17 protein-coding genes and 1 pseudogene are annotated in these 15,941 nt (G+C 72.2%); 7 read left to right on the top strand and 11 right to left on the bottom strand.

The genetic code is table 11. The features are described from left to right. The first annotated feature begins 20 nt into the window (after positions 1–20). The 3 genes from AB0O19_RS20135 to AB0O19_RS20125 all read left to right on the top strand — a co-directional run bounded on the left by AB0O19_RS20135 (position 21) and on the right by AB0O19_RS20125 (position 3,130). Positions 21–896 (top strand): HAD family hydrolase, encoded by an 876-nt coding sequence (locus AB0O19_RS20135; RefSeq protein WP_363581484.1) that lies wholly within the window; start codon positions 21–23, stop codon positions 894–896. 140 nt (positions 897–1,036) lie between these two features. After that, positions 1,037–1,768, top strand: coding sequence for a FadR/GntR family transcriptional regulator (locus tag AB0O19_RS20130; RefSeq protein WP_063351236.1), 732 nt, complete (start codon positions 1,037–1,039; stop codon positions 1,766–1,768). Positions 1,769–1,834: 66 nt separating this feature from the next. Beyond that, complete coding sequence (locus tag AB0O19_RS20125; protein WP_363621123.1) at positions 1,835–3,130, top strand: MFS transporter; 1,296 nt, start codon at positions 1,835–1,837, stop codon at positions 3,128–3,130. Between the two features lie 86 nt (positions 3,131–3,216). Here AB0O19_RS20125 and AB0O19_RS20120 read toward each other — a convergent pair whose 3' ends face one another. The 4 genes from AB0O19_RS20120 to AB0O19_RS20105 form a co-directional block, all read right to left on the bottom strand. Next, complete coding sequence (locus AB0O19_RS20120; RefSeq protein ID WP_063348377.1) at positions 3,217–3,936, bottom strand: ABC transporter permease subunit; 720 nt, start codon at positions 3,934–3,936, stop codon at positions 3,217–3,219. A gap of 148 nt (positions 3,937–4,084) precedes the next feature. Further along, complete coding sequence (locus AB0O19_RS20115) at positions 4,085–5,002, bottom strand: ABC transporter ATP-binding protein (protein WP_363621121.1); 918 nt, start codon at positions 5,000–5,002, stop codon at positions 4,085–4,087. A gap of 26 nt (positions 5,003–5,028) precedes the next feature. Next, positions 5,029–5,931 carry an ABC-2 transporter permease gene (locus tag AB0O19_RS20110; protein ID WP_363581492.1) on the bottom strand — a complete coding sequence of 301 codons (903 nt, stop codon included), beginning with the start codon at positions 5,929–5,931 and terminating at the stop codon, positions 5,029–5,031. Beyond that, a complete protein-coding gene (locus tag AB0O19_RS20105) occupies positions 5,915–6,877 on the bottom strand; it encodes an ABC transporter ATP-binding protein (protein WP_363581494.1) in 963 nt (320 codons plus the stop codon). Before AB0O19_RS20105 ends, AB0O19_RS20110 begins: the two co-directional genes overlap by 17 nt. 249 nt (positions 6,878–7,126) lie before the next feature. On the opposite strand from AB0O19_RS20105, the pseudogene AB0O19_RS20100 reads away from it, so the two are divergent. Further along, a pseudogene (locus AB0O19_RS20100) lies at positions 7,127–7,342 on the top strand (LLM class flavin-dependent oxidoreductase); the annotation flags it as partial. Between the two features lie 65 nt (positions 7,343–7,407). On the opposite strand, the gene AB0O19_RS20095 reads toward AB0O19_RS20100, so the two are convergent. From AB0O19_RS20095 to AB0O19_RS20080, 4 genes are read right to left on the bottom strand one after another with little or no spacing between them, the layout of a single operon-like run. After that, positions 7,408–7,869 carry a DUF5615 family PIN-like protein gene (locus AB0O19_RS20095; protein WP_363581496.1) on the bottom strand — a complete coding sequence of 154 codons (462 nt, stop codon included), beginning with the start codon at positions 7,867–7,869 and terminating at the stop codon, positions 7,408–7,410. Further along, positions 7,866–8,513: a DUF433 domain-containing protein gene (locus AB0O19_RS20090; protein ID WP_363581498.1), complete on the bottom strand. Its 648-nt coding sequence runs from the start codon at positions 8,511–8,513 to the stop codon at positions 7,866–7,868. The genes AB0O19_RS20095 and AB0O19_RS20090 overlap by 4 nt, the downstream gene beginning before the upstream one ends. Before the next feature lie 59 nt (positions 8,514–8,572). Then, entirely contained in the window at positions 8,573–8,797 is a 225-nt protein-coding gene (locus AB0O19_RS20085; RefSeq protein ID WP_363621119.1) for a hypothetical protein, read from the bottom strand. Between the two features lie 52 nt (positions 8,798–8,849). Beyond that, a complete protein-coding gene (locus AB0O19_RS20080; protein ID WP_363621117.1) occupies positions 8,850–9,044 on the bottom strand; it encodes a hypothetical protein in 195 nt (64 codons plus the stop codon). Positions 9,045–9,247: 203 nt separating this feature from the next. Here AB0O19_RS20080 and AB0O19_RS20075 point away from each other — a divergent pair, with 203 nt between their 5' ends. Both AB0O19_RS20075 and AB0O19_RS20070 read left to right on the top strand, forming a co-directional pair. Then, the gene (locus AB0O19_RS20075) at positions 9,248–10,135 is read left to right on the top strand and encodes an LLM class flavin-dependent oxidoreductase (RefSeq protein WP_363621116.1); all 888 of its coding nucleotides are present in this window, start codon (positions 9,248–9,250) and stop codon (positions 10,133–10,135) included. 427 nt (positions 10,136–10,562) lie between these two features. Then, positions 10,563–11,813 carry a hypothetical protein gene (locus tag AB0O19_RS20070; RefSeq protein WP_363621114.1) on the top strand — a complete coding sequence of 417 codons (1,251 nt, stop codon included), beginning with the start codon at positions 10,563–10,565 and terminating at the stop codon, positions 11,811–11,813. A gap of 61 nt (positions 11,814–11,874) precedes the next feature. On the opposite strand, the gene AB0O19_RS20065 is transcribed toward AB0O19_RS20070, so the two are convergent. From AB0O19_RS20065 to AB0O19_RS20055, 3 genes are all read right to left on the bottom strand, one after another. Next, the gene (locus tag AB0O19_RS20065) at positions 11,875–12,900 is read right to left on the bottom strand and encodes a hypothetical protein (RefSeq protein WP_363621112.1); all 1,026 of its coding nucleotides are present in this window, start codon (positions 12,898–12,900) and stop codon (positions 11,875–11,877) included. After that, on the bottom strand, positions 12,897–14,366 hold the full coding sequence (locus AB0O19_RS20060; protein ID WP_363621110.1) for a phenylacetate--CoA ligase family protein: 1,470 nt from the start codon (positions 14,364–14,366) through the stop codon (positions 12,897–12,899). The genes AB0O19_RS20065 and AB0O19_RS20060 overlap by 4 nt, the downstream gene beginning before the upstream one ends. Before the next feature lie 286 nt (positions 14,367–14,652). After that, positions 14,653–14,877, bottom strand: a complete 225-nt coding sequence (locus AB0O19_RS20055; protein ID WP_363581512.1) for a hypothetical protein — start codon at positions 14,875–14,877, stop codon at positions 14,653–14,655. A 229-nt stretch (positions 14,878–15,106) separates the two neighbouring features. Between AB0O19_RS20055 and AB0O19_RS20050 the strand changes: the two genes are divergently transcribed. Then, positions 15,107–15,934, top strand: a complete 828-nt coding sequence (locus AB0O19_RS20050; RefSeq protein ID WP_363621109.1) for an HAD family hydrolase — start codon at positions 15,107–15,109, stop codon at positions 15,932–15,934. The last annotated feature ends 7 nt before the right edge of the window (positions 15,935–15,941 follow it).

Raw genomic sequence — 15,941 nt, 5'->3', positions numbered from 1 at the left:
TCCCGGGAGACGTACGGCCCATGAGCACCACCAGCCCCAGCCCCGTCTCCCCCAACGGTGAGCGCCCGAGCGGTGAGCGCCCGAGCGGTGGCGACCTGCCCTACCGGCTGGTCGCCACCGACCTCGACGGCACCCTGCTGACCAGCACGGAAACCGTCTCCGAGCGCACCCGCGCCGCCCTGGCCACGGCCACCGGCGCGGGCGCGCTGCACATCGTCGTCACCGGCCGCTCCGCCGCCTGGGCCCGCCCGGTCTTCGACGAGATCGGCTACACCGGGATAGCCGTCTGCGGCCAGGGCGCCCAGGTGTACGACGCCGGCGCGCACCGGCTGCTCACCTCCCTCACCCTCGACCGCCGGCTCGCCGCGCTCGCCATCGCCAAGATCGAGGCCGAGACCGGCCCGCTGGCCGTCGCCGCCAACCAGGACGGCCTGGACGGCCAGGTGCTGGCCGGCCCCGGCTACGAGCTGCTGATCGGCTCCGACCTCCCGGTCGTCCGGGTCGACCGCGACCAGCTGCTCGACGCCCCGGTGAGCAAGCTCTACATCCAGCACCCCGGCCTGACCGACGACGCGCTCGCCGAGGCCGCCCGCCGCGTCGCCGGGGACCTGGTCGGCGTCGTGATGGCCGGCGCCGGAGTGGTCGAACTGCTGCCGCTGGGCCTGTCCAAGGCCACCGGGCTGGCCGTCGCCGCCCGCCGCCTGGGCGTCCGCGGGGCCGACACCATCGCCTTCGGCGACATGCCCAACGACGTACCGATGTTCGGCTGGGCGGCCCGCGGCGTGGCGATGGCCAACGCCCACGAGGAACTGCTCGCCGTCGCCGACGAGGTCACCGCGAGCAACGACGAGGACGGCGTCGCCGTCGTCCTGGAACAGCTCTACCCGGGCGTCTAGGCCCTCCTCCTCCCGACCTCGCCGTAGTGTTCGGCGGGGGTTCACCTCCAGTTGTAGGATGACCGGGCAAGCGGTTGTAGGATGACCGATGACCGGCGTTGACCAGCGGCGCGGTGACCGACAACGAAGGGAGTACCGGCATGACCAACGACGGCAACAGCCTCCAGGCGGCCGGACGGCGCTCCCTGGTGGACACCGCGATCGACCAGCTGCGCGAACAACTGGCCGGCGGCGTCTGGCCGGTGGGATCGCAGATCCCCACCGAGCACGAACTCGCCGAGCGGCTCCAGGTCGGCCGGAACACCGTCCGGGAGGCGATCCGGGTGCTGGTGCACGCCGGCATGCTGGTCTCCCGCCAGGGCGAGGGGACGTTCGTCCGCTCCACCAGCGACCCGGCCGCCGTCCTGCGCGGCGTCCAGCGCTCGGGCATCCGGGACGTCCTGGAGGTCCGGGCCGCACTGGAGACCGAGGCCGCCCGGCTGGCCGCGCTGCGGCACACCCGCGAGGACGTCGAGCGGATGCGGGCCGCACTGGCCCGCGAGGCCGAGGTGATCGCCTCGCACGCCGAGCGGACCGACCGCGAGGCCACCGTCGAGCACGACCTGGAGTTCCACACCGCCATCGTCGAGGCCGCGCACAACCCGGCGCTCACCGAGGTCTACCGCTACTTCGGCGCCTCCGTGCGCGAGTCGATGACCTCGGCCTTCGGCGACCACGACATGCCCGAGGTGGCCGTGGCCACCCACGCGGCGCTGGTCGACGCGATCGAGAGCGGCGACCCGGACCGTGCCGAGGCCGCGTGTCGTGCGCTGCTCGCCGAGCCGACCGCGGCCGTCGAGCAGCTCCTCGCGGCCATCGCGGCCCGGAAGTGACGTAGGCACCCGCCTCCCTTCCGTCCTCCGCGCCCTCTCGCACATTCACGAAAGAACAGCACACCCATGGCCGTCACCCGTGCCCAGCAGCCGGTTGCCACCACGTCCCTCCCGCTTCCCGTCCGCACCCGGCTGGCCCACCCCGCGCTGCTGCTGACCGGCATCCTGCTGGTCGCGCTGAACATGCGCGCCTGCCTGGCGGCGGTGTCGCCGATGGTCGGCGAGATCCAGCGGACCTTCGGACTCTCCGCCACCGCGAGCGGACTGATCACCACCGTGCCGGTGCTGTTCCAGGGCGTCGGCGCCCCGCTCACGCCCCGGCTGACCCGGCGGTTCGGCACCGAACGGGTGGTACTGGGCGCGGTCCTGGTGCTGGGCGCGGGCGTGCTGCTGCGGGTGCTGCCCTCGGTGGCGGCGCTGTACGCGGGCTGCGTGGTGATCGGCGTGGCCATCGCGGTGCTGAACGTGTCGATGCCGGGCCTGGTGAAGCGGGAGTTCCCGGACCGGGCGGCGGCGATGACCGGCGTCTACTCGACCACCATGCTGGTCGGCGCGACCCTGGCGGCCGGTCTGTCGGTGCCGCTGGAGCACGCCCTCGGCGGCGGCTGGCAGGCCTCGCTGGGCACCTGGTCGCTGCTCGCGCTGATCGCCGCGGTGGCCTGGCTGCCGCAGGTGCTGCGCTCCCGGCAGGAGCGGGCGGCGGCGTCCGGGGCAGCGGCGTCCGGGGCAGCGGCCCCTGCCGGTCCTGCGGCCGGTCGTGTGGCCGGTCGTGTGGCCGAGAAGCCCATCGAGGGCATCTGGCGCTCGCCGATGGCCTGGCAGATCAGCCTCTTCATGGGCATCTCGTCGCTGCTGGTGTACACCCTGGTCGCCTGGATGCCGACCATCCTGGCCGACCACGGCATGGACCGCGGCGAGGCCGGTCTGGTCTTCGCCTTCTCCAACCTGGTGCAGGTCGCGGGCGCCTTCCTGGTGCCGCTGCTGGCCGGCCGGATGACCCGCCAGCGCGGGCTGGCGGTGGCCATGGCCGGGCTGAACGGCCTCGGCATCGCCCTGCTGCTGATCGCGCCGGTGTCCGGCGCCTGGGTGTCGGCGACCATCCTGGGCGTCGCCCAGGGCGGTTCGCTGGGCCTGGGCCTGGCCTTCATCGTGCTGCGCACCGGCAGCGCGGCCGGCGCCGCCCAGCTGGGCGGGATGTCGCAGGCGGTCGGCTACCTGGTCGCGGCGGCGGGCCCGGTCGGCGCCGGCGCGCTGCACCAGCTCACCGGCGGCTGGACGGCCACCCTGGTGCTGATGCTGGTGCTGGCCACCGTGGTCGGCGCGGCCGGCTGGGGCGCGGGCCGCAACCGGACGCTCGGCTAGCACCTCCGCTCGGGCCGACCCCGACTGCCTCGGGTCGGCCCGACTGCCTCGGGTCGGCCCGACTGCCCCCGGTCGGCCCCGTCCGGCTACTCCTCGGCGGCCAGGGTCAGTCCGGCCAGCTTCACCGAGGCCAGCACCGTCGCCGCCACGGTGACCGCCAGCAGCAGCGGGACGGCCACCCCGAGCGAGACGTCGGCGCCGATCGCGGCGTCCCCGGCGACCGCCTCGGCCACCGACCGGCCCCACTGCTGGACGCTCAGCGTCCGGGCGCCCGACACGAAGTTGCCGATCAGCGACTCCCAGACCAGCGCGTACCCCAGCCCGGCCACCACCGCGTGCCGGGTGACCACGCCGAGCAGCAGGAACAGCGCGCTGTACGCCGCCCCGGCGACCAGCACGGCCACGGTGTAGCCGAGCGCGATGCCGTCCCTGGTGCCGATCAGCAGCAGGCCGCAGAGCAGCGTCGGGAGGGCGGCGAACACCCAGGTGGTGCCGATCGCGACGACCAGCTTGGTGGTGACGATCTTCCACCGCGGCAGCGGCTTGGCCAGCAGGTAGACGATCGAGCCGTCGTCGATCTCGGTGGCGATCACGCCGGTGCCGACGACCAGGCCGAGGATCGGCACCAGGGTGCCGAGGCCGAGCTGCCCGAGGATCTTGACGGTGAGGTCGTGCTCGTTCCCGCTGGCGGTGCCGCTCGCGACGGCCGAGATGACCAGCAGCAGGGCGGGGACCACCAGCAGCAGGAGGCCGCGGCGGCGGCCCAGCAGGCCGCGCAGGGTCAGCCTGGCGACGGTCGGGTTCATGGTCGGTCGGCCCTTTCCTGGGTCCGGTACGGGAGTTCGGTGGCTCGGACGCCGGGCCTCACGCGGTTGCCCGGCCTCACGCGGACGCCGGGCCTCACGCGGTTGCCCGGCCTCACGCGGATGCCCGGCCTCACGCGGATGCCCGGCCTCACGCGGACACCAGGTAGGAGAAGACGCTCTCCAGCGACTCGTCCGCCGGCGAGACGGTGTACAGCCGGATGTCCGCCTCCCGGGCGACCCGGGGCAGCAGGGTGGTGAAGCCCTGGAAGTTCACCGCCTCGATCCGCAGCGCCCGTTCCCGCGCGTCCACCTCGACACCGGTCGTGGAGCCGTCGGCGATCAGCGCGGCGGCCAGCCGGCGGTCGTCGCTGGAGCGGACCAGGTAGCGGTGCGGCCGGTCGGTCATCAGTCGGCGGATCTTCCGGAAGTCGCCCGAGGCGGCGTGCCGGCCGGCCACCACGACCTCGATGTGCCGGGCCAGTTGCTCGACCTCCTCCAGGATGTGGGAGGAGAACAGCACCGTCCGGCCGTCCGCGCCGAACCGGCGCAGCAGCTCCATCAGCTGGAGCCGCTGGCGCGGGTCCATGCCGTTGAACGGCTCGTCGAGCAGCAGCACGGCCGGGTCGTGGACCAGCGCGGAGGCCATCTTGACCCGCTGCTTCATGCCCTTGGAGTACGTCCCGGTGCGGCGGTCCTTGGCGTAGGCCATCTCCACCAGGTCCAGGGCGCGCCGGGCGGCGGCGCCCGGGTCGGCGAGACCGTGCAGTTCGGCGTTGGCGAGCACGAACTCCCAGCCGGTCAGGTAGTCGTACATCGACTCCCGCTCCGGGACCAGGCCGATCTGCCGGTACACCTGCTGGTTGCGCCAGATCGGCGCGCCGTCCAGGGTGACCGCCCCGCTGGAGGGCGAGAGGAAGCCGCTCATCATGTGGATGAGGGTCGACTTGCCCGCGCCGTTCGGACCGAGCAGGCCGGTGATGCCTGGGCCGATCGTCATACTGATGTCGTTGACGGCGACCACGTTCCCGAACCAGCGGGAGACCTTGTCGATGGTGATGGTGGCCATGACGCCCTCTCAAACTCCTCGGTTCATCAGACGCTGCGATAGCGGCGCAGCAGCAGCCCGTACGAGCCGGACACCATCGCGAGGACGGCGGCGGTGAAGACGACCACGCCGAGCCCGCCGGGCGCGTGCATCCGGCCGTCCATCCCGCCGACGTCGAAGAGCTGGTTGGTCAGGCTCTCCACCAGGTCGTTCGGCGACAGCAGCGCGATCCACTGGGCGGAGTCCGGGACGGTGAGCTCGGTGGCGGTGCCGATCCGGGTCAGGATCGCCACCACGGCCGTGCTGATCGCCAGGTAGCCCATGATCCCGGCCACCCCGAAGCCGCGGCGCGGGGTCGCGGCGGCGACCACCAGCGCCACCGAGGTCGGCACCAGGGAGTACAGCAGGGCGGCGACCAGGCCGGACAGGAAGTGCCCGGTGTTGTGCCCGAAGTCCAGCCCGCCGAGCAGCGCCCCGATGTAGAGGACCAGCAACGGCGCCGCCATCAGCAGGAACTGGGCGCTGACCATGGCGGCGAACTTGGCCCGGACGTAGTCGGCGCGGGTGATCGGGCGGGAGAAGTACAGCGGGACGGTGTGGTGCCGGAGATCCCGGGAGAACAGCACCGGCGCCTGCGAGGCCAGGAAGATCGACACGACCAGCACGAACGAGGACAGGTACCGCGGGTAGTCCAGCGGCAGCTCCTTCGCGCTGGTGGCGAGCGCGATCGCCACCATGACCACGGCCGGCATCGTGACCACGCCGAGCACCAGCATCGGCAGCACCTTGGACTTGCCGGAGCGCCCGAGCCCGTACGCGGCGCGCAGGCTCTGGGTGAACAGCGAGCGGGTGGCGTAGGCCCGGCCGAGCCGGGGCCCGGTGTAGCCGCGGTAGCCGATGTCGTGGATGACGCCGGTGTCGGCGGACCTGGTGTCAGGAGGCAGCGACATCGTCCGTCCCTCCCCTGTTCTCGTCGGTGAAGAGTTCGGCGACCCGGTGGCGGCGCTGCTCCAGCCGGACCAGGCCGAGACCCAGGCCGGCGACGGTGTCGCGGATGGTGTCGTAGGTGTCGTCGCCGGCCAGCCGGACCAGCAGCAGGTGCGAGCCCTCCGGCTGGACGGACAGCCCGGCGGCGGCCAGCCGTTCGCGGACGGCGTCGCCAGGCTCCGGGACGGCGTCCTGCGGGTGGTCCGTCACCTCGACCGCCAGGACGGCCGTCGCCTCGGTGAAGGAGGCGGTGGAGGAGGAGCGCAGCAGCTTGCCGCCGTCGATCACGACCAGGTGGTCGCAGGTGCGCTCCAGCTCGCCGAGCAGGTGGGTGGTGACCAGCACCGAGATCCCGAAGTCGGTGTGCACCCGGCGGATCAGGCCCAGCATCTCGTCCCGGCCGGCCGGGTCGAGGCCGTTGGTCGGCTCGTCCAGCAGCACCAGCTTCGGGTCGTGCACCAGCGCCTGGGCGAGTTTGACCCGCTGCTTCATGCCGGTCGAGTACCCGCCCATCGGCCGGTACCGCTCCTCGTACAGGCCGACGTGCCGCAGGGTGTCCGCGGTGCGCTCACGGGCGGCGGTGGCCGGCAGCCCCGCCATCCGCGCCATGTGCACCACGAACTCGGTCGCCGACACGTCGGGTGGCAGGCAGTCGTGTTCGGGCATGTAGCCGACCCGTTCGCGGATCTCCGGGCCCCGGGTGGCGACGTCCAGGCCGAGGACCTCGCCGCGGCCGGACGTCGCCGGGGCGAGGCCGAGCAGGATCTTGATGAGGGTGGACTTGCCCGCCCCGTTGGCCCCGACCAGCCCGACCACCCCGGGCCGCACCTCGACGGTGAGCTGGTCGAGGGCGGTGACCCGGGGGAACCTCTTGGTGAGGCCGTCCGTCTTGATGACAGCAGTGGACACCTGCTCAACGTAACGGGCCTACGCGCCAAGGGCTATGAGCTGGAATGACGAGCCCGTCTGCTGCTGCGGTATGACGCCGCGGAGGATCTCCCCTAAGGGGCGGAGCACCTCCCCCTCAGGGTCAGGACGTCCTCGTCGCCCGTGCGAGGCCGCCCACGCGGTATCCGGCGCGAGGTCCGCCTCGGAAACGCCACCGGAGTCGCCGTGCCCGCGGTACCGGCCGCTTCCGATGCTCTCCGGGTCGAGGGCATGCGCTTGAGTACCGTGATCCTCCCCATCCACCGGTGGAGCGAGGGGCAGAAGATCTGGCGGCGGGCCGAGGAGCTCGGGTTCCATGCCGCGTACACGTATGACCACCTGTCGTGGCGCTCGTTCCGCGACGAGCCGTGGTTCGGATCGATCCCGACACTGACCGCGGCGGCCACCGCGACCGAGCGCCTGCGGCTCGGGACGCTCGTGACATCAGTCAATCCTTCTTCATGCATCACACGCTAACCTGCGATGTTCCGCTGGTTCAGCCCCTGATGCCACTATCCCTGTGAGTCGGCGGGCCAGAACTTGGGCGGGGCGCTGGCAGGATCCACGATCCGCAAGCGGCTCTGCTGGGACGGGTCGACCGCATTCAGCGAGATCAGGCGCTGACTGTCTGCCTGGTCGAGTTCAGCCAAGGCATGGGGCAGGCCGGCGCACACGGTGGCGATAGCTGCACCGAGACCCACCAACCCGCCGTGCTTGTGATTCTGGCGGTACTCGATGCGATGCAGGCCCGACTCGGCGATGGCGACTACCTCGAGTGGACGGCTCAGTTGCTTCGTGTCATTCGTGACAACGATCTGAAAGCCGTCCGCTGCCGCACGCGCATAGAGGTCGACGTCCCTGGTTCCCGCCCACCCGCTGAGTTCGGCCACGTGCTCGACAACGTGGTGCTTCAGGAGCAGCCGCACGATCCGTGCCATGGGAAGCGGCACGTTCTCGTCGAGCAGCAGCTTCAAGACGCTGCCTGCCGGATTTCCGCATCCTCGTAACTGTCGACATAGTCGGCGAAGTCCGCTGCGTCACGCGCTGCCTCTGCTGTGACGCCCGGGTAGTAGTCGCCGATCTGCTCAGGTGGCACGCCGTCCCGTAGGAGAGCAGCAACCTCTGTCGCTGGGATACGTGTCCCCTCGACGACCGGCTCGCCGCCTCGCACAGCAGGGTCAATAGACACGTGCGGCCGGGGTTCAAGGAGGTCCGGGATTCGCCGGCCACCACGGTAGAAAGGCGCAAGCACGTCCACCATGTCGTGAATGACGACATTGCCCTTGCTCCGCACAAGGTCCACTGCGTGGTCCGGGTCTGCCAGGTAGATCGTGTCACCGCCCGCGACCAGCCGGTAGGCCGAGAGGTGTTCCCCTTCGTCGAGGCCCTCGCGCAACGTGCTCAGCGCCCGCCTGATCTTCTGGAGGGATGCCTCCTCGCGAAGACGGACACAGACTCGGAGAGCGACCACGTCGCGAAAGGAGTAGAGGATCGGACGAGACGTCGAGATCTCCGGCACCAGGACAGCGCCGCGCTCGCCGGTGGCCCGCCGCCAGTGCGACAGCTGCCGCAGAGTCGCACCGGACAACGCGGCAGCCAGTTTGGGCTCGTACGACATGCGGCACCTCCTTGGCTCCAGACGACAATCCGACGCTACTTCATCGTCCCGTACGGGCATCAGGCTCGCCAGCATTTCACCCGGATGAGGCCGCCGAGACGCGCCGCGCCCTCGTCCAGCCGCCGCTCAGGGCCCGCCGCCTCCAGAAGGGCGGGAGTCAACCACCGATCGAAGCGCGCGCTCTGCGCGAAGGCGACCAACTCCCCCTTCAACTCGGCACTGCGCTCGATGAGATCGGTGAGCGAGCACTCGCCGTGATCCGTATCCCGAACGGCGATCGCCATGTCCTGCTTTCTCTGCAGGTGAGTTCCGAAGTGATGTGTGAGCTGCTTGGCGTCAGCCGGTCCAGTGGCGGTAAGCCTCGATCCACTCGGCGCCGTCCGGGGCAGGTGTCGGCATCGGCAGCTCCAGGATCCCGATCTCCTGTCGAACACGGCCGCGAAAGCACAGTGCGACGATCCGGCCATCCTGAGTGAGGTCGACGCCGCGCACAGTCACCTCCACTCCGAGAACCGTCGTGCCGAACGGCACCGCGAGGTTCTAAGCCAGCATGGTGAACAGACCGGTCAGCTGCTCGTCCTCGCCGTAGGCGTCGACGGTGGCCTCATCGATCATGGCCTCAAGCTCGGTCCTGCCCAATGCACCCATGGCACTACGCTAGCGGCTACGCATGTGTCGTCACTGCGGGTTGCTCGCAACCTCACCTGCCGGAGCACACGCGTAGGGTCGAGGGCATGCGCTTGAGTACCGTGATCCTCCCCATCCACCGGTGGAGCGAGGGGCAGAAGATCTGGCGGCGGGCCGAGGAGCTCGGGTTCCATGCCGCGTACACCTATGACCACCTGTCGTGGCGCTCGTTCCGCGACGAGCCGTGGTTCGGATCGATCCCGACACTGACCGCGGCGGCCACCGCGACCGAGCGCCTGCGGCTCGGGACGCTCGTGACCTCGCCGAACTTCCGCCACCCCGTGACACTGGCGAAGGAGCTGATCACGCTGGACGACGTGTCCGGCGGGCGGCTGACACTGGGGATCGGGGCCGGCGGGACGGGCTTCGACGCGACGGCGATGGGGCAGGAGGCGTGGTCGCCGAAGGAGCGGGCGGACCGGTTCGGCGAGTTCCTGCCGCTGCTGGACGAGCTGCTGCGCGAGGACGCCACCACCCGCGAGGGCACCTACTACTCGGCGGTCGAGGCCCGGAACATCCCCGGCTGCGTGCAGACCCCGCGGGTGCCGTTCTACGTGGCTGCCGCCGGCCCGCGCGGGCTGCGGCTGGCGGCCGAGTACGGGCAGGGCTGGGTGACGTACGGCGACCCGAAGGGCCCCGCGGACGTGCCGGTCGAGCAGGCGCCCGGCGTGATCGCCGCGCAGATCGCGAAGCTGACGGCCGCCTGCGAGGCACAGGGCCGGGACGCCGGCGAGCTGGAGAAGGTGCTGCTCCAGGGCTCGACCGCCGAGAAGCCTCTGCAGTCGCTGGACGCCTTCGTGGACTGGGCCGGCACCTACCGCGACCTGGGCATCACCGAGTTGGTGATCCACTGGCCCGTCCCGGACTCGATCTTCGAGAACGACCTCGCCGTCTTCGAGAGGATCGCCACCGAGGGCCTCGCCCAGCTGGCCTGATCAAGGGTTCGCTCCCCGTGGTTCGCGCCGCCGACCCACGCGAAGCAACCAGTCCGCCGGCGGCCGACGGGCCGTTGGCGGACTAGCGGCGGCACTCAGCCGTCTCGGCCCTGGGTGACCACGAACTCCGTTCCGTCGGGCGTCGCGCCGACGCCCGGCTCGGCCCACTCGGTCGTCCTTCTTGTTGCCGGGATCGCGGCACCCAGACGCGTGCCGTCGACCCTGCGTGTTCACTCCGGCAGGTGAGGTTTCGAGGGACCCTCGGCGACGGCGCCCTCACGACCGCTACCGTGGCGCCATGGGTGCAGCGGGCAGGGCGGGCCGAGCTTTTGGCCGTGCTGGATGAGGGCCACCGTCGATGCCCACGGCGGGAGCCGAGCAACTCGCACATCACTACTTCGGAACCGGCTTGTGGGGAGAGCAGGACATGGCGATCGCCGTTCGAGGCGCGGATCACGGCGAGCGCTCGCTCACCGACCTGATCGAGCGCTGTGCCGAGTTGAAGGGGGAGCTGGTCGCCTTCGCGCAGAGTGCGCGCTTCGACCGGTGGTTGACTCCCCTCCTGCTGGAGGCGGCCGGGCCCGAACGGCTGCTGGACGAGGGTGAGGCGGTCCGGATCACCGACCACTTCATCCTGCGCTTCCGCCTGCCGGACGGTTCGACGGTGGTGGACCGGTTCGTCGGTGGGCGGCGGGACCTGGACGGGATCGACCGGGAGATGCTGCTCGGCTGGCGGGACCCGGTCGAGGGGATCTTCGAGATCCGCCGCAAGGACGGGGATGCCCTCGTCCTGCTGAACCTGATCGACGACCTGGAGTACCGCACGTACTCGAACGCCGGACGGGCCGCTTTCCGGGGAGTGACGAAGGGAGGGTTCCTCCACACCTGCCTGGTGCCGGTCTTCTCGGCCGACGGGACGTGGCTGGTCTCCGGGGCGATGTCGTTCTACCCCAGGTCCAGCGCCACCGAGATCGCCCGGGCCGCACTCCAACTGGCCACCAGCCACCCCGAACTGGTCTTCCGCAACCCCGAGAAGATCGAGCAGGGATGGGAGTCGATGCGGGCGGACCGGGACGCGTTCGTCGAGTTCTTCGGCGGCGACGAACTGGTCCTTCCGCCCGCCGAAACCGAGGAACGGCTCAACGCCTACTACCGGCACCGGCAGGAGGACACCGCCGCCGGGCGTCCCGACCGCGCCCGGGGCAGGCGGCTCCCGGGCCTCGACTTTCCGGCTTTCGAGCTGCCGCCGGACCTCGCGGACGCGGACACCATCGGAGTCATCTACGACGAGGTCGACGGGCTCAACTTCTACGCGGACTACGGGCTGTTGCGGGACCTCTTCGCCGACCCCTCCCTCACGGGTCGCAAACCGCACCAGGACCTGCTGCGCACGTACCTGCGCGAGCGGTCGATCACGCCACTGCCGATCCGGCGACTGGCCGCCGCCCACCCGGAGACCGCCGACTCGGTGTTCCGGAAGCTGCTGCGGAAACCCGGGTTCGCCTGGAGCGAGCACGGCGAGGAGCTGTTGCGCCGACGCAAGCCCTGGTACTACGCGCAGGAGCCCCGGCCCGGCGTCTCCGTCGTCGGCGAGCGCCTCGGCGAACTGGCGGCCGGCGGGCGGCGGCAGCGGTTCACCAGCGCACGGCGCGTGCCGGGCCAACCCCATCGCCCGTAGCCGAGAACGCCGAGAACGCCGTGGCCGCCGTGGCCGCCACCGTCAGAAAGCCGCCGCCCGGTCAGAGCTGGCGCACGACGGGGAGGGTGGCCGTGCCGCGCTCGCGGGCGTCGCGGCGGGCGAGGCCGGGGGAGTTGCCGGTGCCGAGGATCCGGCCGTCGGCGATCGCGATCCAGGTGCCCGGTGCCAGCCCGGTGGGCGGGGTGAGGGACAGCGCCGACGTCACGGCGTGGTCCGGCTGAAGGCGGTCGGGGCGTGGGGCCGGCGACGCGGTGCCGGCGCGCCAGCGGGCCGTCGTCCGCTCGCCGCCCAGCCGGCGCGACCACACCACGTGCTGCACCACGATCAGGGGGCCGAGCACGGTCAGCAGGGGGAAGCCCGCCGTCAGCGCGCCCAGGGCGAACAGCGCGCTGACCGCGCTGGTCACGACCACTCCGACGACCGCCGCCAGCAACGCGGCCGTCCGCCCGAACGCCTTGGCGGCGACCAGCGGGAACAGCACGAGGAGCAGCAGGTCCCCGAGGCCCACGGCGACCGGCGGGCTGCCGCCCGTCAGGACGAGCATCGGGGCGAACGGCCTTCCCTGGACCTGGGTGACGAAGTTCGCGGTGACCTGCGTCAGGGTGGTCGCGACCAGGTCGTAGCAGGACAGGACGGCGGCCAGGCCGGCCGCGTGCGCCGATCGCATTCCGCTCTGCGTCCACAGGTTGGCCACGCCCACCACCGCGACGGCGAGCATCACGTCGGTGCAGGCGCGCACCGCGACGGGGTGGCCGCTGCACGCCGCCGTGGCTCCGGCGGCCACGAGCGCGAGGCCCCAGGCCCAGCGGCCGGAGCAGACCGGCGCCAGGGTGAACTGCACCGCCAGGCAGAGCACCAGGCCGAACAGCGCCGAGACGACCACGCCCGGCAGCTCGAGGTAGAGCAGCGGGGCCAGCACGACGCCGACGCACAGGACGGCGATGTCGCCGGAGGTGTAGACGCCCACCGGAGGCCTGGGCATCCGCACGCGGACCAGGTACCCCCCGGCCGCGGCCATCAGCAGGGCCACGCAGCAGCTCAGGGCGATGAGGGGGATCGCGTTCATGCGCCGCTCCCGGCCCGGACGCCGACCGGACGGGCCGACTCGAAGGTGTGTTCCCGCAGGTCCGCGCGGACCGGACTGGACGGCGGCAGTTTCGACCGGTCGTCGTGGAGCACGATGCCGGCCAGCGGCAGCCCCGCCGCCGACGCCCGCTCTTCCAGCCTGCGGTGCAGTGTCGCCGCGGGCAGCGCCCGGACCAGGAGGTGCAGCAGCGCACCGCCGTCCGGCTCCTCGGTCAGCGTGTACCTGGCCGGCAGCGGCACGTCCGGCTCCCCCTCGACCAGGTCGAGGACGTCCCTGGTCGGCACGGAGGCGCTGAGCGGCCCCGACCAGCGGCCCAGGACGGCGGACGTGGCCGGCAGGTGCGCCCACTCGCACCCCGTCCCGCCGACGGGCAGCCGGACCAGGTCGCCGGTGGCGTACCGCAGCAGCAGGGTGCACTCCCGGTAGGGCACGAAGGGGGTGTGCACCAGCATCCCGACCTCCCCCGGCGCGGTCGGCTCCCAGGTCTGCGGGTCGAGCACCTCCAGGTGCCCGAACTCGGTGGTGTGGTGCAGATGCCCCTGAGAGCACGGCGTGCCGCCCGAGGGGAGCGTCTCCGTCATCAGGTAGGACGTGGACAACGGTGCCCCGAACGCCGCTTCGGCCCGTTCCCGCAGGGGGGCCGACAGCACCTCGCCGCCCACCCCGATGCTCTCCAGCCCGAAGTCCGCGGACCGCCACCCGGCCTGTTCGGCCTCCTGCACGAGCGCGGAGAGGTACGACGCGGAGGCGGTGAGGTGGGTGATCTGCGGGGCCTTGCCGGGCAGGCCGAGCGGTGCGGCGAGGCGTTCCAGGGCGAGCGCGGGGTCGATCGTCCCGAACTGGACGAACGAGGCGCCGACCCGGGTGGTGGACTCCTCGGCGACGACCAGTGGCAGGGTGGCCCTGGAGCAGCCCGCGTAGGCCACGGTGTGCCGGGGGCGCAGCCCGAGGGTCAGGGCCGCCGAGATGGTGCTGAGGGCGATCGTGGTCTCCAACTCGGCCCGGGAGTACCAGACCGCGGTCGGGGTGCCGCTGGTGCCGGTGGTCAGCGCCATCAGGGCGGGCGTGGCGGCGGCGGAGACGAACGCGGCGGGCAGGCCGCGCAGGGCCGCCTTCGGGGTGACGGGCACCCGCGACCAGGTCTCCGTGTCGAGCGTCTCGGGGTCGATCCCGAGGTCGTCGAAGGTCCGCCGGTAGTAGGCCGTGTGGCGGACGGCGGCGCGCGCGGTGGCCCGCAGGCTCCGCCGGGTGACCGTGCGCCGCACCTCCGGGTCGACCTGACCGGCCTGCCCCGGCAGCAGCGCCGAGTCCGCGCCCGGTTCGCCGAACTCGGCGAGCGTGCGGACCATGTCGTCGGCGATCCGCCCGAGGTCCTGGGGCCGGATCCTGCGGTTGAGCAGGATCGATGCGCCGTACCGGAGTTGACTCACCGCAGTGCCGAACACGAGACCTCCTGGAACCTGGGCCGGGGATGCTCACCCCGGCCCAGGCCGGGACGACTCGGTCAGGCCATGTGGGCGAACATGGCGGCGGTGAGGGTGCTCAGGGCGTACTTGAAGTAGTGCTTGACCATGTCAAGACCTCCTGGTGGGGCTGGCCGGCGCGGCCGAGCACGCCCCGATGACGTGCTCCGGTGCCGGCGGGTGGGGAGTGCAGTTTAGGGAATCGAACAAGCCTCGACCAGGGGTGAGGCGGCATCAAATTCCTTGCCCCGAAAGGGCGGTGCCGCAGCTACGGGTGCGGGCGGGTGCGCTGGGCCGGGAGGCGGGGCTCGGGGGCGCGGCGGGCGATCTCGGCGAGGGTGTGGAAGAGGACGTCGCCGAGCAGGACCGGCTCGCGGGAGGCGTCCGGAGAAGCGCCCGAGGAGACGTCCGGGGAGACGTCCCGGGAGGCGTCCGGGGAGGCGGCGGGCGGGATGGTCGGGGGAGGCTCGTCTCGGAGCTGGCGAGTGGGCATGGCTCTTCCTGCCGACGGGGTGGCCGTGCACACTCCTGCCCGTCGCGCCCCGGGGACACCCCGGCCGGCGGGCGAATAGGCCGGAAACGGAGCCCCGGGGGCCGAAAGGGGGCCGAAAAGGGGGCCGAAAGCCACAGGTCCGGCGGGTCGGCGGCGCCGTCCTGCGGGTCCGCGACGAGGTCCGTCCTCGCCGGTGACCGGTACGGCACCGATGGGCGAAGATGGACCGGTGACCGAAGCCCGTACCGCCCCCCGCCTCATCGCCACCGACCTGGACGGCACCCTGCTGTGCGCCGGCGGCACCGTCAGCGAACGCACCGCCGCGGCCCTGGCGGCCGCGGAGGCGGCCGGGGTGCAGGTGGTGTTCGTCACCGGGCGTCCGCCGCGCTGGATGCAGCAGGTGAGCGCGCACATCGGCGGCCACGGGGTGGCGATCTGCTCGAACGGCGGCGCGGTGGTGGACGTGCGGCGCGGCGAGCTGCTGGAGTCGTTCCCGCTGCCGGTGGAGACCACCCTGGCGGTGGTCGAGGTGCTGCGCGCCAAGCTGCCCGGGACCGCGTTCGCCTTCGAGTACCCGGACGGGTGGGCCCGCGAGCCCGAGTACGCGGTGCCGATGTGGGGCGACGACCTGGAGCACGCGGTCGGCCCGGCGGAGAAGCTGCTGGGCGCCGGCGGGCCGGTCCGGGGCCTGTTCAAGCTGCTGGCCAAGCACCCCGACCTCGCCCCGGACGCGTTCCTCACCCAGGCCCGGGAGGCGGCCGGGCACCTGGCCGAGATCACCCGCTCGGCGCCGATCCCGCTGCTGGAGATCAGCGCGCCCGGCGTCACCAAGGCCAGCACGCTGGCCCGTTGGTGCGCCGGGCACGGGATCGACCGGAGCGAGGTGGTGGCCTTCGGCGACATGCCGAACGACCTGGAGATGCTGGACTGGGCCGGCACCGCGTACGCCGTCGCCAACGCGCACCCGCAGGTGCTGGCGGCGGTGCCGCTGCACACCGTGAGCAACGAGCAGGACGGCGTCGCGGCGGTACTGGAGGAGCTGCTGCGGCTCCCCTGAAGGCGTG

This window comes from Kitasatospora sp. NPDC091276 (genome assembly GCF_040684355.1).
Classification (GTDB): domain Bacteria; phylum Actinomycetota; class Actinomycetes; order Streptomycetales; family Streptomycetaceae; genus Kitasatospora.
This window is presented reverse-complemented; position numbering and strand designations above follow the sequence as displayed.

Bases quoted from the DNA above. Each gene is read 5' to 3' on its own strand.
- AB0O19_RS20110 (WP_363581492.1), bottom strand. From the start codon at position 5,931: ATGTCGCTGCCTCCTGACACCAGGTCCGCCGACACCGGCGTCATCCAC.
- AB0O19_RS20115 (WP_363621121.1), bottom strand. From the start codon at position 5,002: ATGGCCACCATCACCATCGACAAGGTCTCCCGCTGGTTCGGGAACGTG.
- AB0O19_RS20120 (WP_063348377.1), bottom strand. From the start codon at position 3,936: ATGAACCCGACCGTCGCCAGGCTGACCCTGCGCGGCCTGCTGGGCCGC.
- AB0O19_RS20075 (WP_363621116.1), top strand. From the start codon at position 9,248: ATGCGCTTGAGTACCGTGATCCTCCCCATCCACCGGTGGAGCGAGGGG.
- AB0O19_RS20065 (WP_363621112.1), bottom strand. From the start codon at position 12,900: ATGAACGCGATCCCCCTCATCGCCCTGAGCTGCTGCGTGGCCCTGCTG.
- AB0O19_RS20085 (WP_363621119.1), bottom strand. From the start codon at position 8,797: ATGGCGATCGCCGTTCGGGATACGGATCACGGCGAGTGCTCGCTCACC.
- AB0O19_RS20055 (WP_363581512.1), bottom strand. From the start codon at position 14,877: ATGCCCACTCGCCAGCTCCGAGACGAGCCTCCCCCGACCATCCCGCCC.
- AB0O19_RS20135 (WP_363581484.1), top strand. From the start codon at position 21: ATGAGCACCACCAGCCCCAGCCCCGTCTCCCCCAACGGTGAGCGCCCG.
- AB0O19_RS20070 (WP_363621114.1), top strand. From the start codon at position 10,563: ATGGCGATCGCCGTTCGAGGCGCGGATCACGGCGAGCGCTCGCTCACC.
- AB0O19_RS20125 (WP_363621123.1), top strand. From the start codon at position 1,835: ATGGCCGTCACCCGTGCCCAGCAGCCGGTTGCCACCACGTCCCTCCCG.
- AB0O19_RS20090 (WP_363581498.1), bottom strand. From the start codon at position 8,513: ATGTCGTACGAGCCCAAACTGGCTGCCGCGTTGTCCGGTGCGACTCTG.
- AB0O19_RS20130 (WP_063351236.1), top strand. From the start codon at position 1,037: ATGACCAACGACGGCAACAGCCTCCAGGCGGCCGGACGGCGCTCCCTG.